Source organism: Planctomycetota bacterium (genome assembly GCA_039819165.1).
Taxonomy (GTDB): Bacteria; Planctomycetota; Phycisphaerae; order Phycisphaerales; family UBA1924; genus JAHCJI01.
On sequence record JBCBSM010000001.1, the window covers coordinates 369,697 to 390,504 of the forward strand.

The 20,808-nt window shown below is 69.1% G+C and carries 21 protein-coding genes; 14 read left to right on the top strand and 7 right to left on the bottom strand.

Annotated elements, in window-relative coordinates; all coding sequences use genetic code 11:
* Positions 1-24 precede the first annotated feature (24 nt).
* The 5 genes from AAFX79_01695 to AAFX79_01715 all read left to right on the top strand — a co-directional run bounded on the left by AAFX79_01695 (position 25) and on the right by AAFX79_01715 (position 6,189).
* Positions 25-2,274, top strand: coding sequence for an FG-GAP-like repeat-containing protein (locus tag AAFX79_01695; protein MEO1007258.1), 2,250 nt, complete (start codon positions 25-27; stop codon positions 2,272-2,274).
* Positions 2,275-2,808: 534 nt separating this feature from the next.
* Entirely contained in the window at positions 2,809-3,996 is a 1,188-nt protein-coding gene (dcm, locus tag AAFX79_01700; GenBank protein ID MEO1007259.1) for a DNA (cytosine-5-)-methyltransferase, read from the top strand.
* Complete coding sequence (locus AAFX79_01705) at positions 3,993-4,952, top strand: DUF4928 family protein (protein MEO1007260.1); 960 nt, start codon at positions 3,993-3,995, stop codon at positions 4,950-4,952. Before dcm ends, AAFX79_01705 begins: the two co-directional genes overlap by 4 nt.
* On the top strand, positions 4,952-5,383 hold the full coding sequence (locus AAFX79_01710) for a very short patch repair endonuclease (protein ID MEO1007261.1): 432 nt from the start codon (positions 4,952-4,954) through the stop codon (positions 5,381-5,383). The genes AAFX79_01705 and AAFX79_01710 overlap by 1 nt, the downstream gene beginning before the upstream one ends.
* Before the next feature lie 380 nt (positions 5,384-5,763).
* Entirely contained in the window at positions 5,764-6,189 is a 426-nt protein-coding gene (locus AAFX79_01715; protein MEO1007262.1) for a hypothetical protein, read from the top strand.
* An 82-nt stretch (positions 6,190-6,271) separates the two neighbouring features.
* Here AAFX79_01715 and AAFX79_01720 read toward each other — a convergent pair whose 3' ends face one another.
* Genes AAFX79_01720 through AAFX79_01730 form a run of 3 tightly spaced genes read right to left on the bottom strand, consistent with a single transcriptional unit; the run spans position 6,272 to position 8,016 of the window.
* Positions 6,272-6,763 (bottom strand): GNAT family N-acetyltransferase, encoded by a 492-nt coding sequence (locus tag AAFX79_01720; GenBank protein MEO1007263.1) that lies wholly within the window; start codon positions 6,761-6,763, stop codon positions 6,272-6,274.
* A 13-nt stretch (positions 6,764-6,776) separates the two neighbouring features.
* Positions 6,777-7,340: a hypothetical protein gene (locus AAFX79_01725; protein ID MEO1007264.1), complete on the bottom strand. Its 564-nt coding sequence runs from the start codon at positions 7,338-7,340 to the stop codon at positions 6,777-6,779.
* The gene (locus AAFX79_01730; GenBank protein MEO1007265.1) at positions 7,324-8,016 is read right to left on the bottom strand and encodes a DinB family protein; all 693 of its coding nucleotides are present in this window, start codon (positions 8,014-8,016) and stop codon (positions 7,324-7,326) included. Before AAFX79_01730 ends, AAFX79_01725 begins: the two co-directional genes overlap by 17 nt.
* A gap of 52 nt (positions 8,017-8,068) precedes the next feature.
* Between AAFX79_01730 and AAFX79_01735 the strand changes: the two genes are divergently transcribed.
* The 7 genes from AAFX79_01735 (at position 8,069) to AAFX79_01765 (ending at position 14,711) form a co-directional block, all read left to right on the top strand.
* Positions 8,069-8,515: a hotdog domain-containing protein gene (locus AAFX79_01735; GenBank protein MEO1007266.1), complete on the top strand. Its 447-nt coding sequence runs from the start codon at positions 8,069-8,071 to the stop codon at positions 8,513-8,515.
* A gap of 76 nt (positions 8,516-8,591) precedes the next feature.
* Positions 8,592-9,188, top strand: coding sequence for a formyltransferase family protein (locus AAFX79_01740; protein ID MEO1007267.1), 597 nt, complete (start codon positions 8,592-8,594; stop codon positions 9,186-9,188).
* A gap of 13 nt (positions 9,189-9,201) precedes the next feature.
* Positions 9,202-10,788, top strand: coding sequence for a PDZ domain-containing protein (locus tag AAFX79_01745; GenBank protein MEO1007268.1), 1,587 nt, complete (start codon positions 9,202-9,204; stop codon positions 10,786-10,788).
* Between the two features lie 154 nt (positions 10,789-10,942).
* The gene (locus tag AAFX79_01750) at positions 10,943-12,043 is read left to right on the top strand and encodes a TlpA disulfide reductase family protein (GenBank protein MEO1007269.1); all 1,101 of its coding nucleotides are present in this window, start codon (positions 10,943-10,945) and stop codon (positions 12,041-12,043) included.
* Positions 12,044-12,131: 88 nt separating this feature from the next.
* Positions 12,132-13,091 (top strand): FAD-dependent thymidylate synthase, encoded by a 960-nt coding sequence (gene thyX, locus AAFX79_01755; protein MEO1007270.1) that lies wholly within the window; start codon positions 12,132-12,134, stop codon positions 13,089-13,091.
* A gap of 3 nt (positions 13,092-13,094) precedes the next feature.
* On the top strand, positions 13,095-14,147 hold the full coding sequence (locus AAFX79_01760) for a TIGR00341 family protein (GenBank protein MEO1007271.1): 1,053 nt from the start codon (positions 13,095-13,097) through the stop codon (positions 14,145-14,147).
* Between the two features lie 75 nt (positions 14,148-14,222).
* Positions 14,223-14,711 (top strand): hypothetical protein, encoded by a 489-nt coding sequence (locus tag AAFX79_01765; protein ID MEO1007272.1) that lies wholly within the window; start codon positions 14,223-14,225, stop codon positions 14,709-14,711.
* On the opposite strand, the gene AAFX79_01770 is transcribed toward AAFX79_01765, so the two are convergent.
* Positions 14,708-16,042: a GC-type dockerin domain-anchored protein gene (locus AAFX79_01770; protein MEO1007273.1), complete on the bottom strand. Its 1,335-nt coding sequence runs from the start codon at positions 16,040-16,042 to the stop codon at positions 14,708-14,710. The genes AAFX79_01765 and AAFX79_01770 overlap by 4 nt on opposite strands.
* 174 nt (positions 16,043-16,216) lie before the next feature.
* Here AAFX79_01770 and AAFX79_01775 point away from each other — a divergent pair, with 174 nt between their 5' ends.
* The gene (locus AAFX79_01775; GenBank protein ID MEO1007274.1) at positions 16,217-17,050 is read left to right on the top strand and encodes a transporter; all 834 of its coding nucleotides are present in this window, start codon (positions 16,217-16,219) and stop codon (positions 17,048-17,050) included.
* Positions 17,051-17,113: 63 nt separating this feature from the next.
* A complete protein-coding gene (gene atpG, locus AAFX79_01780) occupies positions 17,114-18,001 on the top strand; it encodes an ATP synthase F1 subunit gamma (GenBank protein MEO1007275.1) in 888 nt (295 codons plus the stop codon).
* On the opposite strand, the gene AAFX79_01785 is transcribed toward atpG, so the two are convergent.
* Genes AAFX79_01785 through ybeY form a run of 3 tightly spaced genes read right to left on the bottom strand, consistent with a single transcriptional unit; the run spans position 17,998 to position 20,764 of the window.
* A complete protein-coding gene (locus AAFX79_01785; protein MEO1007276.1) occupies positions 17,998-18,780 on the bottom strand; it encodes an RsmD family RNA methyltransferase in 783 nt (260 codons plus the stop codon). The two genes, atpG and AAFX79_01785, sit on opposite strands and share 4 nt — an antisense overlap.
* Before the next feature lie 8 nt (positions 18,781-18,788).
* On the bottom strand, positions 18,789-20,186 hold the full coding sequence (locus AAFX79_01790) for a hemolysin family protein (GenBank protein ID MEO1007277.1): 1,398 nt from the start codon (positions 20,184-20,186) through the stop codon (positions 18,789-18,791).
* Positions 20,183-20,764 (bottom strand): rRNA maturation RNase YbeY, encoded by a 582-nt coding sequence (gene ybeY, locus AAFX79_01795; protein ID MEO1007278.1) that lies wholly within the window; start codon positions 20,762-20,764, stop codon positions 20,183-20,185. The genes AAFX79_01790 and ybeY overlap by 4 nt, the downstream gene beginning before the upstream one ends.
* Positions 20,765-20,808: the final 44 nt, after the last annotated feature.

The window sequence follows — 20,808 nt, forward strand, 5'->3', positions numbered from 1 at the left end:
TGCACACAGCAAAGGACATAACACATGCGTTACCTGATCTCGGCGGCCGTTTTCATGCTCGCGTGTTGTACCGGCACGACCGCGCAGCCGTGCCGCGGGCCGATCTTCCACACGCAGGTCTACGGCCCGGGGGCGAGCGATATCGAACTCGCTGATGTGGATGGCGACGGCGACCTTGACAAGGTCGTCACGGGCGACCGCCGCACCGCTGCGGTCGCCATCTGGCTCAACCGCGGCGATGGCGTGTTCGGATTCGACGGGGAGTACGGCACCTTCGACCACGCGGCCGACGCTGCCTGCTCGGACATCGATCGCGACGGGGATGTAGACATCGTCGTTGCCCATCCGTTCGAGAAGGTCATCCGCGTGCTCATCAACGACGGCGAGGGGCGTTTCGCCAATGGCGGCGAGATCATGTTCTACTTCCAGGTGCTACGCGTCGAACTCGCCGACCTAAACGGTGACGGCCTCCCCGACGTGCTGGCGTGGAGGGACGGCCTCACCGTCGTGCACAACCTGGGCGGAGGCACGTTCGAGCCGCCGCCATACGAGTCGGTTGGCATCGATCTGGCGGATCTCGGCGATGTCGACGGTGATGGTGACATCGACCTGCTCGGGCGCTCGACTCGGCCGCCGCGCCACGACGTGGCGCTCTTTCGCAACGACGGGAGCGGCCAATTCGAGGACGTCCCGCTGGCCGACACTCCAAGGTCCCTGGCGGCGGCGGCCTTTGCGGACATAACCGGCGATGGCAGGCAGGATGTCGTATACTGGCCCGAGTACCAGATGGCCTCCGTCGTGCTTCAGCGGGCCGATGGCACGTTCGATCCCCCCATCCCGGACGCCGGACCGCTCGGTACCTCGTGGACAACGGTCACCGATTTGGATCTCGATGGCCTCGACGATGTCGTGCTCGCCCACGGCGATGTTCGCCTGGTTCGTTCGTTGGGCGGAGGCCTGCTCGATGAGCCCGTGTCGATCGACGCCGGCCAGACCGCCTACTCGGTGGCCGTCGGCGACCTCAACGGCGACGGCTACCCGGATCTCGCGGCTGCAAGCGCCGCCGCGGTCGTGCTGAGCGATGGAGCCGGGGGCTACGGGCAGCGGCTGGCGTCGCCGAGCGGCGAACTGCTCGAGCGCATGACCACGGCGGACTTCAACGGCGACGGCATCCCGGATGTTGCGGGCATCCGCGAGTATCTCGGCGAGTGCTGGGTGCTCCTCGGGCTGGGGGACGGGCGGTTCGGCGAGCCGCGGCTCGTCGCGGAGAACCACGAGCCCATCGACGTGCTAGCCCACGACGTCAACGAGGACGGCGCGTCCGATCTGCTGATCACAAACACCCGGTGGCAGGTGGGCCTGCTGCTCAACGACGGGGCCGGCAACTTCGGCGCCGAGATGCACCACGAATCGGGCGAACGAGTCGGGCGCATGGCTCTGGGCGACCTGGACGGCGATGCCCGCGAGGACCTCGTCGTCGTCAACCATGAAAGCAATAGCCTCGGCATGTTCTTCCTCGACGGCGGCGAATCGCTCGGCACGGTCTTCGAGATCGCCGTGCCGCTGCGACCGATCGACGTCGAGATCGTCGACCTAGACGGCGACGGCGACAACGATCTGCTCGTCGGTCACCAGATCCTCTCCTCTCCGACGGTGCTGCTCAACGATGGCCCTCGGACGTACCGCCAGCTGCCGCCGATCGACGTGCAGTACGACATGCTCTTCGTAGACTCGGCCGACTTCGATCGGGACGGCGACGCCGATGTCTTGGTGACCCACGACGGCGCCTTCCGACTGCTGTACAACCGGGGCGACGCGACCTTCTCCGTTGGCGACCTGTTTAGCTGGGGGTCACGCATCGAAGAGGTGCACGTCGAGGACATCGACACCGACGGCTACCCCGATATCGCCTACATCAACGACGACTACCCCTGCGTGCTCTGGAACACCGCGGGCTCGTTTACGTCTGAGAGCTGCTTCGATTCGGCGGGCTCCTACCCGGACGGCCTGACGGTCGCGGACGCGAACCTGGACGGTCGGCCCGATCTGCTGGTGGGCGAGACGTGGGATAACGTGGTCACCACGCTGCTCAACCAGTGTTCGCGGGCCTGCGCCGCCGACATGGACGGCGACGGCGAGTTGACCCTCCTCGACTTCCTGGCATTCCGCGATCTCTTCGACGCGGGCGAACCCGCGGCCGACCTGGACCACGACGGCGAGCTGACGCTCGTCGACTTCCTGGCCTTCCAGAACCACTTCGCGGCGGGCTGCTGAGGCCGTGGCGCCGCGGGCGGCGGCCGACGCTCGCTCCGTCGGATCGGGCGGTGGAAATGCCCAGTGCGGAGCCGCCGGTGCGGCGTCGCGGGTCCGATCGGTCTCACCGGGAGCCCAAGACGCGGCATGCAGAGCCCGTCAAGCGGCATTGAGACCGCAATGCGCAGCATCCGGAGCTCGGCGCGCGGCGTGCCGAACTCGCGATGTCACATACCGCGCGCTGAAGACGGCATATCCGGCGCGATTGGCCTCGGTTTGGGCCGCCAAGACCGCCCTGAGAGGCCCCCGGGGACGTGGCCTTGGGTCGCAGAATCGCTGTACAGACTGACGCTCCGCAGGCCGGGGCGGGCAATCACTCATTGCCAACTGGCGGTTAGCGGGCGTGCAACTCTCGATAAGCTGGCACAGCGGGACAGCAAGGGTCGAGCCCAGCGAGGTCGGCCCTATGCTCGCTTGCTCCCCCGACGCGCATGGGCATACGGTACTTGATCGGTGTGTTCGAACGCGCAGGAGCGTCGCGAGGGGAGCACAGCCATGGATGGCCGCCAACGCACACTCCCGTTCCGCCGGCCGCGTTCGGCAGCCGGCCCACGCTTCGCGGAGTTCTTCGCGGGCATTGGCTTGGTCCGCCTGGGACTGGAAGCCGCGGGCTGGTCGCTGGCATACGCCAACGACATCGACGCGGGCAAGCTGGCGATGTACGACGCTCACTTCGGCGATGCGGACGAGCACTTCCATCTCGGAGACGTGCACGCTATCGACGGCTCGACGCTGCCGGACATCGAACTCGCTATGGCCTCGTTCCCGTGCACGGACCTGTCGCTGGCCGGTGGGCGGCTGGGCTTCGGCGGGCCGCAGTCCTCGGCGTTCTGGGGTTTCATCAACGCGCTCAAGGGCATGGGCGAGCGCCGGCCGCCGCTGGTGATGCTGGAGAACGTGGTCGGCTTCCTCACTTCGCACGGTGGCAACGACTTCGCCGAGGCCATCGCGGCGCTCAACGAGTTGGGATACTCGGCCGACGTGTTCACGCTGGACGCGAAGTGGTTCGTGCCGCAGAGCCGGCCACGATTGTTCGTCATCGGCTCGACCATCGACGATCCAACGGCCACAAGCACGCCCTCTGAGTCGCGCATACGCCCGAAGCTCGTCACCGACTTCGTCGAGTCGCACCCTGATTTACGATGGGGCTTCCGCGATCTGCCCGAGCCGCCGCTGCGATCCGAGAAGTCGCTCGCGGACATCTTGGAGAACCTTGACCCGCGCGACGCCCGGTGGTGGAGCGGCGAGCGAGCTGAGTACCTTTACAACCAGTTCTCCGATCGCCATCGCGAGATCGCCGACGCGATGATTCGCAAGCGAAAGTGGTCCTACGGCACGGTGTTCCGCCGCGTGCGCATGCAGCCCGACGGCGAGAAACGGTCGATGGGCGAGCTGCGCACCGACGGCGTAGCTGGTTGCCTGCGCACGCCCAAGGGCGGCAGCGGGCGCCAGATCCTCTTCAAGGCTGGCTACGGCCGCTACGCCGCGCGCCTGCTCAGCCCCCGCGAGTGCGCCCGCTTGATGGGCGCTGACGACTTTGTGATCGAGACCGGTGACAACCCGGCGTTCTTCGGCTTCGGCGACGCTGTGTGCGTGCCAGCGATCACGTGGATCGGGGAGCAGTATCTGAATCCGATACTGCCGGGGCGATCAGGGCGGCGGGCGAAGGCGGCGATGGCATGACCCAGACTGATTTGCGCGGCTTGCTCCTTCTCATTGACCAAAAGATGAAGCAGGCCGAACGTCTTGTACCGGCCCGTTTACAAGCAGCGTTGGCGCTTCTCGAACGCTTGCGTAGCGAGGCATCGCTTGATCTTGGCCGACATCTGACGAAGTCGGGGCATTCAATCAAATCGCAAGAGACGCTCGCTCAGAAAGCACTTGAGAGATTCGACTTGCCCTTGGTGAACAAGACTTCGGGGAGGCGCTCGTCAAACCTTCACGACTGGGCCCCGGACGTTTTAGCTTGGCTCGATAGCATTGGGTTCGAGCAAGCATCTTCAGCAAGGCAGACCGAGATACTCGAAGCGTCCCAGCAGGTGCTTGCCGAGCGAATTCGCCAAGTGCTTGAGGTCGATCCGCTCAAGCTGCGAGTGGAAGATCGCACGGCTGAATTCGCAATCAGCGACGTACTTGATCAGGCTGCGCAACGCGGAAAAGTGGGCGATGTTGCTCAGTATTTGGTTGGAGCAAAACTTCACCTGCGCTTTCCAGAACGAGCCGCAGACATTCTTGTTTCGAGCGCATTTCAAGGCAATCGACGATCGCACACCGATGCGGAAGCTCGCCTAGGGGACTTTGAGTTTTCTGACTGCATCTTCGAGGTGGCTTCTGGAAGGCCAGATGAGGCGCATCTTGACCAAGTCGCTACGGCACTTGCTGAATCAAGGCGGCAGTTCTGGTTGCTCGTTCGTTCACAACGATTGAGCGCCTGGCGGCAGGAGTTGATCGCTTTTGACGTCGATCTGCGTCGCGTTGTTGTCGCTTCAATCGAGCAGTTCGTCGGCCAAAATCTGTCAGAACTGGGCGAGTGTTCATCCGCGGGTACCCGAGAGCAGATTGAGAATCTGATCCAGATTTATCACGAGTCTTGGGTCGGGCCACTAGCGGCGACAGGAATCGACATCGAGATTGTGTAATGGCGCTTTCACGCAGCCAAGTCATGGCCCGCGTGCGTGCCTCAGATACAAGGCCAGAGCGAGTCGTACGCTCGATTGTGCACAATCTCGGCTACCGCTTCCGACTCGACGGACGGCACCGAGGCCAGAAGCTACCCGGCAAACCCGACCTCGTCCTGGCCCGCCTGCGCGCCGCCATCTTCGTCCATGGCTGCTTTTGGCACCAGCACGACTGCCCCCGTGGCGATCGGCGGCCTGCGACGAACGCAGAATACTGGAACGCTAAATTACAACGCAACATCGAGCGCGATGCTCGGGTGCAACGTAAACTGCGATCGGCGCGCTGGCGCGTGCTCGTCGTGTGGGAGTGCGAGCTCAAGGACGCCGACAAACTGAGGCGGCGAATCCGGGCGTTCCTTCAAAGGTCCGAGCGTGCGGTGGCATCGCCATAGTCATTGCTTTGGCGTTCGTTGCTCTGTTGCCCTCAAGCCACCCCCGCCCCACGCCGATGCCGCCCCAAAAGCACCGGCGGCGCGACGCTGCGGAGGGGTCCCGGCGGACGCGTTGCCCACTCGTGGAGACACCCATGCGTTACCCGACCCGCGACGCGGACTTCCTCCAGTAGGCCCGCGACCACGCCACGCTCTGGCTCGGCAACGGCACGCCGCCCGACATCGGCATCTCCGCCGCCCAGGCCGCCGCCATCGAGGCCCTCGTCACCTCCGCCGAGACCGCCTACTCCGGCCAGCAGACGGCGCGGGACGCCACCGAGGCCTCGACCGTCGTCAAGAAGGACGCCTTCGAGGTCCTCAAGACCAACCTCGGCGCCGCGGTGACCACCATCGAGGCCTACGCCAAGACCACCGGCGACGAGGGCGTCTACGCCCGCGCCAACATCGCCCCGCCCAAGCCCGCCGCCCCCCGCACCGACCCGGTGCAGCCCGGCGACCTGAGCACCCGCCTGCTAACCGACGGCTCCATCGAGCTGAAGTTCAAAGCCGCCACCGGCGGCGGCGCCACCTTCACCGTCGAGCGGCAGACGATCGCCGGCGACGGCACCATCTCCGGCTTCGCCTACGCGGGCCAGGCCGACGACAAGACCTTCGTCGACAACGCCATCCCCGCCGGCCTGAGCACCATCAACTACCGCGTCCGCACCCGGCTGACCAACGGCGAGGTCAGCGAGTGGAGCCAGCCCGCGGCCGTCCGCTTCGGCAGCACCGGCAGCGGCGGCGGCCCCCTCTCGATCGCGGCCTAGCACGCAAGTCGGCACACAACCAAGCACGTACCGGGGCCGCCGATCGCCCCCGTTTTCGTTAGAGGCGTGGAGCGCCGCCCGCTCACCCAAGCGGGAACACGTACACGACCACCGCCTCGTCCTCGGTCGCGCCGGCGTGCGCCGCCCGCTCGGCCAGCACCCGCTTGTAGACCGCGCGGGCGGGGGCGTTGTCGTGCTCGGTGGCGAGCCAGGCCTCGGCGTAGCCGCGGTCGCGCAGCAGCGCCAGCATCCGGCGGACCAGCTCGGCGCCGATGCCGCGGTTGCGGTGGGCCTCCAGCGTCGATAGCTCGTTGATCCACGCCTGCGGCGGCTTGTCGGGGTGCAGGTAGCCGTTGGCGGTCGCGAAGCCGACGGGCACGCCGACGTCGAGCGCCACGATGATGTGGTGCCGCCCATCGGCGAGGAACGCGTCGCACTGCTCGGGGTCGATCGGGTTGTCGAACAGCTCCGGCGGCGCGGCGAGCAGCAGCGGTGCGTCGGCTGGGCCAAGTTCGCGATACTCGATGCCCAGGACGATCCCTCGCTTCTGCGTCGACTGTTCGTCGCGGCGCATCCGCTCCGCTGCCTCAGCCGAACCACCGCAGCCGCCAGCTGCCCTCCTCGAGCACCATGTCCATGAACGTCCAGCGGAGGCCCTGCTGGGCCATGCCCGTCAGGCGGATCCGCATGACGTGGCCGCCCTGGGGCTCCATGAACACCATGGGCGAGTGCTCGCCGAAGGGGCCGATCCTGCCGAAGAACTGCATGACGTCCCGCTGGCGGGCCTTGAGCTCGTCGAAGGCGGCCTCGGGATCGACGTTGCGGTCGAGGAACTCCTCGCGGGTCATGTCGCTGAGGATCTGCTCGGTGAACAGGTCCCGCTCGTTCTGGATGAGCGTCTGGCGGATGTGCACCATCAGGTCGCGGCCCGACCTCGAGAACAGCGTGATGGTGCCGTCGGGGTGTTCCACGCGGATCGGCGAGGGCTCGAGGCTCCGCGCCGTGCCGTTCGATGGCGCCTCGCCGCTCAGCCTGTGGAACAGCGAGTTGCGGGGCGTGACCGAGAGCTCCTGGTATTCGCACGCCGGCACCGCCGCGAGGATCGCGACGAGGCCTCCGAGGATCGCCGTCCTGTTAGGTCCCCGCGTCATGCGTCGCCCCGGGCGCCGCGGCGCGGCTCGCGCAGCCGCACGCCGGCCCGCACGGTTCGCGGACGGCCTCGGCCGGATCCGGCAGCGGGCCCGCGAGGTGCACGATCTTGCGATTCAGGAAGTCGGCGTGGTGCTCCAGGTGCCAGGTGGTCGTCGCCAGCATGCCCCGCACGCTCAGCTCGCCGTGCTCGGGGTGCAGCGCGAGGCGATCCCGGCCGCCTTCGGCGAGGTCCCAGAGCCAATCCAGGGTCCACCGCCGCAGGGTGTGCACGACGGCGATCGAGCCGGCCACCGGCGGCGACACCGCGTCCTTCCGTGTGCCGGGCCCGTACAGCGGGCCGTCGATGAATGCCTCGTAGTCGAACATCCCCAGCATGGGCCGATCCTCGGAGATCGCCTGGCGGATGCGATGCAGCCAGACCATCTCGGCGTCGGCGAGGTGGGCGGCCAGCGCGCGGATCGGCCAGCGGCCGCACCCGGCCCGCGGGTCGAACGCCAGGTCCATGTCGGCCTCGGCCAGGTGGAACAGCCTCGGATCGAACCACTCCACGCCCACCGAGAACCGGCGGAGCAGGTCCTCCCACGACAGGGCGCGCAGGGCATCGGTCTGGGCGACCTCGAGCTGCCCGCACAGCGGGCCGTCGCACGCGGTCAACCCCTGGGGCTTTAGGGACATGGAAGCACCTCCGCAGCCATGCTACCGCCATCGGACGACGCTAGCCTGCCGCGTGAGCCCCGCAAATGCAAGCCCCAACGAGGTTTCCAATGATCGTGCGCCCGCGGGCGAGGACGGCTGGTCGCTCGGCCTGCGGGTCATGACGATGCCCCGCGACACCAACCAGTACGGCACGATCTTCGGCGGCGTGATCCTGAGCTACATCGACCAGGCCGCGTTCGCGGAGGCCCGCCGGCATGGGCTGCACCGCTGGGTGACCGCCAAGCTCGAGCAGGTTGAGTTCCGCCAGCCCGTGAAGGTGGGGGACCTGGTCACCCTCGAGACCCGGACGACACGCTGCGGCACCTCCAGCGTGGGCGTACACGTCCGCGTCACCGCGCAGCGTTACGGCAGCCACGAGGTCGTCGACGTCACCGAGGCGCAGCTCACGATGGTGGCCGTCGGCCCCGACGGCCGCCCGGTGCCCATGGCCGACGCCCCAACGGCACACCTAACATAGGACGTGCAAAGGCCCGCCGGTTTCTCGCCCGCGGTGGACCCGTCGGCCCCCGCCGCACGAACAGGAGACCGCCCGCATGCCGCGTGAGACCCGGAGGACGTCGTTCCTGGCGATGCTCTCCGGTGGGGGTCGGACGCTCATGAACCTGCTCGATGCCATCGACGACGGCCGGCTGGATGCCCGCGTCGGGGGCGTGGTCGCTTCTCGCGAGTGTCCCGGAGCCGATCGGGCCCGCGATCGCGGCCTGCGCGTCGCCGTCGAGACCGGCGAGATCCCCGCCGAGCGGCTGTGCGAGCTGGCCGGCGCGGCCGACGCCGAGTGGATCGTGCTCTGCGGGTACCTGCGGCGGGTCGCGATCCCGCGTGAGCCCGGGCAGCCGTGCGACTTCTCGGATCGCGTGGTCAACATCCACCCGGCCCTGCTCCCAAGGCACGGGGGGCCGGGCATGTATGGCGAGCGGGTGCACCGGGCCGTGCTCGAGGCGGGGGATGCACATAGCGGTTGCACGGTGCACCTGTGCGATGACCGATACGACACCGGGCCGATCCTCCGGCGGGCGCGCTGCCCCGTGCTGCCGGATGACACGCCCGATTCGCTCGCCGCACGGGTCTTCGCGCTCGAGTGCGAGGCGTACCCGGCGGCGCTGCAGGAGCTGTTCGCCGCGAGCGCATGAGGGAGGGGCAGCGTTGAACTTCAGCACTCCGTGGACCATCGGGCGGGTGGCGACCATGGCCGCCGGCGCGCTCGTGCTCACGCTGAGCGCGCCGGCAAGCCGCGGTGCGTCGGCCGCGTATGCGGCCTTGCATGTCGTACCGGCGGAGGCCGCGCCGCGCACTCCGCTCGACCGAACGAAGAGCGACGAGGACATCGAGGCCGAGGCCGCTGCACTCGCGGCCTCTGGCGATTTCGCCGGCGCCGCGATCCGCTATCGGGAGCTGACCAAGCGCCGGCCCGATTCGTTCGTGGCGTGGTACAACCTCGCCTGTGCGCTCGCCCAGCTGGAGCACCCCGACGAGGCCTGGGGCGCGCTCGAGAGGTCCATCGAGCTGGGCATGAACGACCTGACGCACCTGCGGCTCGATCCGCACATCGAGCCCCTCCGAGGCGGCGAGCGCTTCGCCGACCTCGAGGCCCGCTGGCCGGAGATCATGGAGCGGCAGGCCGAGGTCCGCTTCGCCCGGGCCATCGAGCGCTTCGGCCGCGGCTACCACACCCAGCGGGACGACCTGCTACGCGTGCGATTCGCCGTCGGGCAGCCGCGGCAGACCTTCGACATGGCGCACGAGGAATTGCACATCGTCTCGCGGTGGGCCATGGAGCACCTGTTCGCCAACCTCGCGGACGCCGAGGACGGCACGGTGCCGTGGGTTACCGTCGTCATCCCGACCGACGCGGACTTCGCGTCCTGGGCCCGGGAGCGGCACGGCGATGCGGCCCGCGGCCCCACGCAACAAATCGCCGGCACCTACGACCACGACCGCAAGGAACTGGTCTGCAAGGACCTGGGCTCGACGCTGCGGCACGAGGTCTTCCACGCGCTGCACTACCGCAGCCAGTCGCTGCACGCCCAGCGGCACGCGGCCTGGGTGCTCGAAGGCCTCGCGGCGCTCGTCGAGGACTTCGACCTGGACTATCAGGGCACGCCGGTGTTCGTGCCCTCGTGGCGGACCAACGCTGCGCGGCGCGCATTCCGCGGCGGCCGGCTGAAGACCATCGAGCAGCTCACGTCGATGCCCGACCACATCTTCGTCGGCCAGTCGCCGCTGCTGCACTACGCCGAGGCCCGCACGCTCATGCTCTACATGTACGCGGCCGGCCGCTTGGCCGAGTTCTATCGCAACTACGTGGACACGTGGGAGGAGGATCGCACGGGCCTGGCGGCCATCCTTCGGACCTTCGACGCCACGCTGCCGCAGATCGAGGCGTCCTACCGCCGCTGGGTGCAGAGCCTACCCACCGCGCCCGAGCAGATGCACCCACCCGCGGCGACGCTGGGCATCGACGTCGACCCCGAGCGGGGCGAGGGGCTCGCGGTGATCCGCACCGTCCGCGGATCGCCGGGCCGCCGCGCGGGCCTGCGGCCCCGCGACGTGCTCGTCGCCGTCAACGGCCAGGGCACCCGCGACATCAACGAGCTCTACCGCGTGCTGGGCCGCTACACGCCCGGCAACCTCGTGGTCCTGACCGTCCGCCGGGGCCGGGAGATCCTGGAGCTGAACGCCCGCTTGGGCCGCAGCTCGGATTACGAACAGATCGTCGTGCCCGGCGGCTGATGAGCGCCCAAAAGGTGCGTGCATTCCCGGGAACGAAACGGGCGTGCTTCCGATATACTCCCTCGTACGAGGATGCCGCATCGCGACGCGGTGCGGGCATCCGGCACCCGCAGGCCCCGCGAGCACGCCGGGCCCCAACCGCAAGGAGTCCCGCATGCCGACGAATCGAATCCGCCGCCTGACCGCGCTGGGCAGTGCCGCCGTCGCGCTGGCGCTCTGCGTCGCGCAGCCCGCCCTCGCGGATGACCGACCCGCCGCCGAGATCCTCGCGGATCTCGCCGGCACGCAGATGCCGCAGTTCGATCGCGCACGCGCGGACGCCGAGGGCGCCGAGTACGTCGCCGCCTTCCGCGCGCAGAGCGAGGAGGCCGGCCGCGCCCGTGCGGTGCTCATCGGCGAGCTGCACCAGGCCCACCCGGGCCACGAGCAGCTCGACGAGCTGCTGCCCGAGCGCTGGCAGCTGCTGCTCAGCGGCGGCGAGCTGGATGTTGCGGCCGCGGAGACCGAGCGCGTCGCGTCCGATTCCCAAGGCGACCTGGCCGTCGACGCCCTGTACTTCCACGCGATGACGACCGTGTACAAGACGCAGGCCGAGGACAGCTCGGCGGTGCTCGCCGCCGCGGCGAAGTTCCGCCAGGCCGCGCCCGCGGATCAGCGTAACGCCGAGCTGCTCGGCTACGCCACCTACGGCGATGCGGACGATGCCACGCTGCTGACCATCTACAAGGACATCCAGGCCAACTTCCCCGACGCCCGCGAGGCCCGCTCGGCCGCCTCGAAGATCTTCCAGCTCGAGCGCGTCGGCAAGCCCTTCGAGCTGTCCTTCCAGGACGCCATCACGGGCGAGACCGTGGACATGAGCCAGCTCCGTGGCAAGGTCGTGGTCATCGATTTCTGGGCGACCTGGTGCGGCCCGTGCATCGCCGAGCTTCCGCACATGAAGGAGCTCTACGCGACGTACAAGGACAAGGGCGTCGAGTTCGTGGGCATCAGCCTCGATGCGCCACGGAACGAGAGCGACCCCTCCAAGGACGGCCTCAAGAAGCTCCGCGACTTCGTGGCCGACCGAGAGCTGCCCTGGCCGCAGTACTACCAGGGCAATGGCTGGGAAAGCGAGTTCTCGACGGGCTGGAAGGTCCGCTCGATTCCGACCATCTTCCTGGTCGACCAGCAGGGCCGGCTGGTGACGCCCAACGCGCGGGGCAAGCTCGACACGCTGATCCCCGAAACGCTGGGCATCGAGAAGGCCGGCTGAGCGCAGCCGACAGCTAAGCGACATCCAATCCGGATCTGTACGGACAACGCCCGCCACCAGCGGGCGTTGTCGTGTCTACCTTCGTCGCATGACCGAGCACGGAAGCGCCATCGAATCCAAGCCCCTGGCCGCGCCGCCACAGGCCGAGCGCATCGACCCTGAGGCGGTCCTCGTCGACGCCATGGATGGTGCCGCGCGGTGGACCATCCCGGTCCACGAGCACGGCTTCGTCGCGCTGGTCGACGCCATGCCCCGGCTTGTGCCCGAGGGCCAGACCGCGGATAGCGCCATCGTGCAGGCCGCCCGGGTGAGCTACGGCGCGGGCACCAAGCGGGTGCACGAGGACTGGGGGTTGCTTCGATACCTGCTCCGCCACGAGCACACCACGCCCTTCGAGATGGTGGAGTTCAAGTTCCACATGGCGATGCCCATCTTCGTGGCCCGCCAGTGGATCCGCCACCGCACCGCCAACGTCAACGAGTACTCGGGCCGCTATTCGGTCATGCCCGACCGCTTCTACCGCGTGCCGCTCGAGGCCGTCCGCAAGCAGAGCACGAGCAACCGCCAGGGGGGCGAAGAGGTCTTCGATACCACCGACGAGCAGCAGCTGCGGACCGCGCAGGAGTTCGTGGCCTACATCGATCGCGTCGAGGCGCTCTACGCGCAGTACGAGCAGCTCATCGAGGCCGGCGTCAGCCGCGAGCTCGCCCGCGTCGGCCTGCCCACGAGCCAGTACACCCAGTGGTACTGGAAGTGCGACCTGCACAACATCCTGCGCTTCCTGAAGCTGAGGCTCGACTCCCACGCCCAACTCGAGATTCGCGCCTTCGCGCAGGCCATGCTCGCGCTCATCGAGCCCATCGTGCCCGCCACCATCGAGGCGTGGCGGGACTACCACCAGCACTCCCTGCGGCTCACGCGGCTCGAGATCGACGCGCTCCGCGACGAGCTGGGCGGCGGCCCGGGGGAACTCGCAACCAAGAACACTCGCGAGCGGGCCGAGTGGGAGGCCAAGCGGGCCGGCCTTGGCCTGCCGACGCGGGGCTAGCCCATGGCGCTACGGCTCGTCCAGATCGTGCTGCCCAAGCGCCACGACGTGGAGGTGCGCGAGGTCATCGGCCGCCGCGACGCGTCCACGCTGTGGGTCGAGCCCGCCGCCGACGACCGCATCCGCGTCAGCGTGCTGCTGCCCAAGGAGGAGTGCGACGACCTCGTCCAGCGGATCGACGGGCAGTACTCGGCCGTCGAGGGCTACCGCCTCGTGCTCGCCGCCATCGAGGGCACGCGGCCCAAGATCGAGGAGCCCGCCGAGCCGAAGGCCGGCGAGGATGGCGAGGACGAGGCGCCCCGGCGTCGCAAGCCCTTCTTCGGGTCGCGTGTCGCGTCGGACGAACTCGTGCAGGAGGTCGCGTCGGGCGCGAAGCTCACGCGGGTGTACGTGGCGATGGTGGTGCTGTCGGCCGTCGTAGCGGCGGCGGGGCTGATCCAGGGCAGCGCGGCGGTCATCATCGGGGCCATGGTCATCGCGCCGCTGCTGGGGCCCAACATGGCCCTGGCCCTGGCGCTGACGATCGGCGATCTCAAGCTCGCCCGCCGGGCGCTGCTGACCAACTTCGTTGGTTTCGTGGTGGCCGGCGGCCTGGCGGCGGGCATCGGCGTGCTCGCCCAAGCGGATCCGCAGTCGCCCGAGATCGCCGCGCGGGTGTCGCCCAAGGCCACCGACATCGCCATCGCGCTGGCCGCCGGCGCCGCGGGCACGCTTGCGGCGACCACGGGCGTGCCGGCCATCCTCGTGGGCGTGATGGTGGCCGTCGCGCTCATGCCGCCGCTGGTGACCTCGGGGCTGCTGCTCGCCAGCGCGGCGGCCGAACCCGTGCAGGCCCTTGGCGCGCTGCTGCTGGCGATCCTCAACGTGATCTGCATCAACGCGTCGGCCATGGCGATGTTCCGCCTGCAGGGCGTGGCGCCCTACTCGCTCTACGACGAGCGCCGGGCCCGCCGCTCGTCGACCTACGCCATCCTCTGCTGGGGCCTGCTGCTTGCCGCCCTGACCGCGATCGTTCTGCTATGGTCTCGCGGCGTGCAGCCCCACGCCGATGGATAGCGGCAACGCGGGCCACCCGGCGTCGCGCATGCCGCACGGCGATCATCGCAGCGATGCACGCGAGGGAGACCACCGATGAGCATCGCGAGGGACAACCGTTGCCGAATCCTGGCCGCCTTGGGGCTGGCCTGCGCCTCCGCAGTCGCAGGCGGCTGCATCGCGGCCGCGGCCGTACCCGTCATCGCCGCCGGTGCAGTCGCGGGCGAGAAGGGCTACGCGTTCTGGGATAGCGGCACGCTCAAGTACGTCGACGAAGCCAGCTTCGAGGAGATGAGCAGCGCCGTCGACGCCACCAACGAACGCTTGGCCCTCGTCACCGAGGACCGCATCGACGTCCCTCGCAAGAAGGGCGAGCAAGGGGCGGCCATCAAGCGCCGGGTCTGGACGCTCAGCTCGGACAACGGCAGGGTCCTGGAGGTCACCATCGCCCCCATCACCGAACGCATGGTGAGCGTGTCGGTCGAGTCCGGCCTGCTCGGCAGCCGCCCGGCGGCCCGCATGTACGCCGATCGCCTCAAGGCCGAACTCGAAGAGCGGCGGATGCCCGTGGACTCACGCTCCTAGCCGCACCCCACGCCGAAGGCGTTCTGGAACGCGAGGAAGTCGAACAGCGTGAGCTCGCCGTCGCCGTCGAAATCGGCGGCGGGGTCGCCCAGCGCGAACAGGTTCTGGAATGCAAGGAAGTCGAAGACGGTCAGCTCTCCGTCGCCATCGAGGTCGGGCGGGCAGTCGATGGTCGCGGGCTCCCACACGACGAAGTTGTCCGGCTGGCTGCCCTGCGTGGGCACGATGTCGCCGACCTGTACGAGCGCTCCGTCGTTTTCGACGCGGAACGCGTAGATGCCGCTGAGCCCGTCGAACACCGTCGAGTTATCGGTGACGTAGAGGAACTCGCCGGCCGGCAGCGTTAGTGTGCCCACGGTGCCCAGTGTGCCCTGGCTGCCGACATCGAAGCTCGCGCCGGTCGCGCTGAGTGCACCGGTGACGGCGTCGGTGGCGAAGCCCTGCACCGTGGCATCCCGGCCGTGACCCGCGAAGACGTAGCGGCTGTCGCCCGTAACCGTGACCCACGCGGGCGAGTCGCCCGGGCTCGCGAAGGGCGAACCGCCGATGAAGCCGAGGCCACCCCCGGACGCCACCGAGAACCCGAGCACGTCGCTGCCCGTGCCGCTGATGCCGCCGCCGGCGTACAGCCAGTCGCCGTTGGGCGCCAGCGCCATGTCGAGGGCGAAATTGGGGCTGGTGAAGACGCGATCGACGAGCAGCAGTTCGCCGTCATCGTCGACTTCGTAGCTGGCGACGTTCGCGGCGCCGCCGCCGAAGTCCGAGTCCTGCACGAACAGCAGCCGGCGCCGCGGATCGCTCTCCAGGTTGGTGATGAAGGTGCCGGTCTCGGTCGCGTCGGTCTGCACCAGCGAGCCCTGCCCGGGCTCGGCACCCGGGGTATACCGGTACACGCGGGCGGTCGAGTCGCCCAGGGCGCTCTCGGCGACGGCCACCAGGTCATCGGCGACCCACGCGATGCCGAGCGGCGCGTTCGGAACGAGGAATTCGTCGAGCTGCTGCAGCGTGCCGTCTCGTCGAACCTCGATGATCGTCAGCTGCTCGGGGTCGAGCGCCGTCGCGTGGCCCGTCGCCAGGAATCGACCGCCGGGCGAGAGGGCGATGCCCTCGACGTTGGTGCCGCGCTCGGCGGGGTCGCCGGCGGGGCGCTCGTCGATCACCAGGTAGTCCACCTCGACCAGCCCGCCGTCGGGCCCGGGCTGGAAGCTCGTTACCGCGCCGAGCAGGTTGCCGTTGTTCGCGACGAGCACGGTCGGGTCGGCGGCCTGGCCCAGTGCAAGCGGGGCGGGCACGAAGGCCACGATGAGCGACGCACGGAAGCATCCACGCATGGGGTGATCTCTCCTGGTCTGTGGGGTCCATGGAGCATACCGCGGGCCGCCGACCGCGTGCTCCTGCTGCACCGCCGGTGGGCACGAAACTGCGGCAGTGCCGCGTTATCGGGTTCGCATGGCATCCGAATCGCACCGGCGCGCCCACGACGCCCGGGGCGGCAAGCATGCGGCATGCTCCTGCCGCTCCCGACGCTCCCTCCGCCCGCCCTCGTCGAACCCACGGCGGTCCAGGAAGCGCAGGACTCCCCGGACGCCGCCGACCTCCCCGCGCAGGACGCCTTCGACGAAGCGACGGGCCCCTACGACTTCACCAACCCCGAGCCGCTCTCTGGTACGATCTTCACCGGCCGGCCCAGCTTCGGCGTGGGCATCCGCACCGTGCCCATCGGCCGTTTCCAGATCGAGACCGGTTATACCTTCACCCAGGACGAGGGCGACTCGTCGCACACGCTGCCGACCACGCTGCTCCGCGTCGGGCTGACCGACACGATCGAGGGCAGGCTGTCGACGCCGGGCTTCACCGCTGCCGAAGGTGCCGACAACGGCTTCGGCGACCTCGTCCTGGGCGTCCGCTTCGAGGTCCAGCCGCCCGATGGCTGGGTGCCCGGTGTTGCGCTGCAGCCCCAGGTCACGCTGCCCACCGGCGACGCCTCGCCGTCCGACGACGTTGATCCATCCGTGATCATCCCGCTGGCCTGGACGATCGACGAGCGGACCTCCGTGGGCTCGAACCTGGGCCTGCTGGCGGTGACCGATGATTCGGGCGACACCGAGGCGACCTTCACGATGTCGGCGCTCATCAGCCGGGCCGCCACCGATCGGCTGTCGTTCTTCGGGGAGTACTTCGCGGTGTATCCGGGCAGCGGGGGCGACCAGCAATCGCTGGACTTCGGCGCCCTCTACCTGCTGACGCCCAACGTGCAGCTCGACGCGGTGGTGGGCTTCGGGCTGAACGAGGCCGCCGCCGACTTCTTCACCGGGGCCGGCGTGTCGTTTAGGTTCTGATCGGATGGGCGGAGCCATCCCCGGCGCCTCCTGCGGCCGTCCGGCGACCTATCCTGTCCGCCTATGGCCAAGACCCGCGAGATCAAGAAGCGCATCAAGGCGGTCAAGAACATCCAGCGGATCACCCGCACGATGCAGATGATCGCCACCAGCAAGTTCGCCAAGGCCCAGGGCCGGGCCGAGTCGACCAAGCCCTACACCGAGGGCATCTTCGAGCTGGTGCAGGAGCTCGCGGCCACCGCCGGCAACGTCGACCACCCGCTCATCAGCGGGCCCGACGGCGGCTTCCGGGACGACGCCAGGCCGCTCACGCTCGTGCTCACCAGCGACCGCGGGCTCTGCGGCCCGTACAACGGCTCGGTCCTCCGCACCGCGATGAAGCACCTTCGCAGCGACCCGGCCATCCGCGAGGGCGACATCGACCTCGTGGGCAAGAAGGGCGCCGCCTTCCTGAAGTTCAACGGCCTGCCCATCGCCCGCCAGCACACCCAATTCGGCGACCGCCCCGAGTTCGAGGACGTGCAGGAGCTGGCCCAGAGCTACATCGAACGGTTCGAGGCCGGCCGCATCACCGGCGTCACCGTGATCTACATGCGGTACATCACCGTCGCCCGCCAGACGCCCGAGGTGCTGCAGCTGCTGCCCCTCAAGCCGCCGACGATCGACAACGCCGCGAAGGACGGTGCGTTCTCGGCCGAGTACGAGTTCAGCCCCGACGCCGACGAGCTGCTGGCCGACCTGCTGCCCGAGACGGTGAAGGCCACGCTCTTCCAGGCGTTCAACGATGCGGTGGTCAGCGAGAACATCGCCCGCATGGTGGCGATGAAGGCCGCGACGGACAACGCCGGCAAGATGGGCAAGGCCCTCAAGCGCAAGTTCAACCGCGCCCGCCAGAGCCAGATCACCACGGAGCTGACCGAGATCGTGAGCGGAGCGGCGGCGCTGGGCTAGCCGTCAGCTTGTCGCTGATACCAATGCACCGCCGTCGTGCCGTACTCGTGGGTCTCGGGGCCGACGGTGCCATCGATCTCCAGCGAGCCGCGCACGAACTCGGGCTTGGCCGGCTCGTTGGCGTCGGCTGATGCGATCGCCTCGAACAGCGCCTCGATCTCGTCGGCGTCCTGGCTCTCCAGCGAGCCGTCGTCCAGGCTCAGCTCGATGACCTCTTCCTGGGCCGGCGTGGGGCGTTCCCCCTTGCTGCGGCGGCGGGTGGGCGGCTGCGGTTCGTCGATCTCGGCGATCTGCAGAAACGGCCAGGGCGTCCGCAGCAGCAGGTAGCCGTCCTCGGTCAGCCGCTCGGCGAACCTGGAAGCCTGCCGGAGCACCCGCTGCCAGGCCTTGGGGTCCCGGGCGATCGCGTAGGGCGGGTCCATCATGACGATGGTGACGGGATCGGGGCACCGCGCGAGCGCGAGCGGGCCCAGCGCGTCGGCCTCGATCACCTCGCAGCGGTCGGCGACGCCCACGGCCTCGATGTTGCCCCGCAGCAGCCCCTCGATCCTGCGGTCCCGCTCGACGAAGACCGCCCTGCGGGCCCCGCGGCTCAGGGCCTCGAGCCCGAACGAGCCGGTGCCCGCGAAGCAGTCGAGCACGGTTGGCTGCTCCTGCATGTGGCCCGACAGCATGTTGAAGATCGACTCGCGGACGCGGTCGGGGAGGGGCCGGGTGGTCCTCTCGTCGGGCGGGCCCTTGATGGGCGTTCGCTTGAACTCCCCGCCGATGATCCGCATGCCCACGCCTAGGCGTCCGGGTCCCGGGCCTCGGCGTCGTCGCGCTCGGCGACGGTCTCGGGCTCGCCCGGGTCGCCGTTGAGGTCGACAACCTCCAGCCGTACGCGGCGGACGCGGGTCTGCTCCGCAGAGGTCACCACCAGCCGCAGGCCGTTCTCGGCCCAGACGTCGCCGATGTCGGGGATGCGTCCGAGCCGCGTCGACACGTAGCCGCCCACGGTGTCGAAGTCCTCGTCCTCGGGCAACTCGACCGCGAGGGGGCGGAGGGCGTCGTTCGCGTCGTCGATGCGCATCTGGGCGTCGATGTCCGCGGCGCGGTGCTCGGCGTGCACCAGCACCTCGGGCTCGTCCTCGGGCGTGTCCTCGTACTCGTCGTGGATCTCGCCGAAGACCTCCTCGACGATGTCCTCGATGGTGACCAGCCCCGCCGTGCCGCCGTACTCGTCGGCGACCATCGCGATGTGGACCCGCTCGGCGATCATCTCGCGGAGCAGCTCCCGCACGGTCTTGGTCTCGGGTATGAAGAGCGCCTCGCGGAGGATGTTCTGCAGCGTGAAGTGGCCGGCGTCGTCGTTGCCGGGTTCGGCGAGCCACTTGAGCAGGTCCTTGGCGTAGAGGAATCCGGCGATCTCGTCGAGGTTTCCGCGGTAGACCGGGATGCGGCTGTGGTGGCTGTCGCGGACGTACCGCTTGACGGCCTCGAGGTCGTCGGTGTACTCGAGCGCCTCGATGGTCGTGCGTGGCGTCATGATCTCGTCGACGGCGGTCGAGCGGAACTCGACGACGGCCTCGATCATGTCGCGCTCGGTGGGGTCGACGCCGCCCGACCGCTCGGCCTGCTCGACGGCGCTGAGGATCTCGGCCTCGCCCCGCCGCGCCTCGGCGTCGGCGCCGGCGAGCCGCCGCACGACCTCGTCGACGAAGTGGTAGGTGATCAGCATGGGCGCCAGCGGGATGACCAGCACGCGGATGACCGGGGCCATCGTTCGCAGGGTGGGGCTCCAGGCGTGCCGCGCTATGCCCGCGGGCAGCGCGACGTTCGCGAGCCACAGCACGATCGCCCCGAGGCCCACGCCCAGCAGCGGCGCGAGCCAGGAGCCGATGGGCAGCGTGCCGTCCTCGTTGGGCACCAGCCTGGAGTCGAGCGCGATGGCGAAATCCATCGCCAGCGCGATGGGCACGATCAGGCTCGATGCGATCCGAGGCAACGCCAGGGCGGCCGCGAAGGCGTCCGCGTCGTCGAGCAGGTGCCGCAGGTCGTCCCGCTGCTTGTCGCTGGGGATCGTCCGCAGCCAATCCTCGCCCGCCGTCCGGTGCGCATGGCGGAGGGTGTGGTGCAGCGTCGCTAGCACGCCCGCACTTAGCGCCGCGCCCACCGCGATCAGGAACCACACCGTCGCGGTCACGACGCGGCCTCCGTATCGGTACGCGCGAACGTCGCGCCCACGCCGATGGCGGCGAGGATTTCATCCTCACGGGCGTGCATGCGGGCGTAGCTCGCGTCGTCGGCATCGTCGTAGCCGCAGCAGTGCAGCAGCCCGTGGATGACGTAGAGCAGCAGCTCCCGTGCGGTGTCGTGCCCGCGGGCGTCGGCCTGCCGGGCGGCCTCGTCGAGGCACACCAGGATGTCGGCGTCGACCGCGTCCCCCCCGGCCGATAGATCGAACGTCAGCACGTCCGTGGTGCTGCCGATGCCGAGGTGCCGCTCGTGGGCTGCCGCCATCTCGTCGTCGGCGATCACGCGAACCCGGGCCTCGCCGGAGGTGCGGAGCTCGACGGCGGCCGCGGTGGCGTGCGCCCGCAGCCAGCGGAGCGCACCGGCATCGAGCCGGTGCGTGGCGTCCGTGATGTCGACAACGAGCGCAGCGGGTCGGCCGGCGCCATATGCCGAAGACGGAGGTTCGGGCGGATCCTCGCTGGGACTGGCTGGCTCTGGATCGTCGCCGGCCGTGGCGGGGCTCTCGTGGTCCGCGGTGGGTGTCATCGCTGCGTCGATTCCTCCGCGGCAAGTCTAACCGCGTCGGCGCG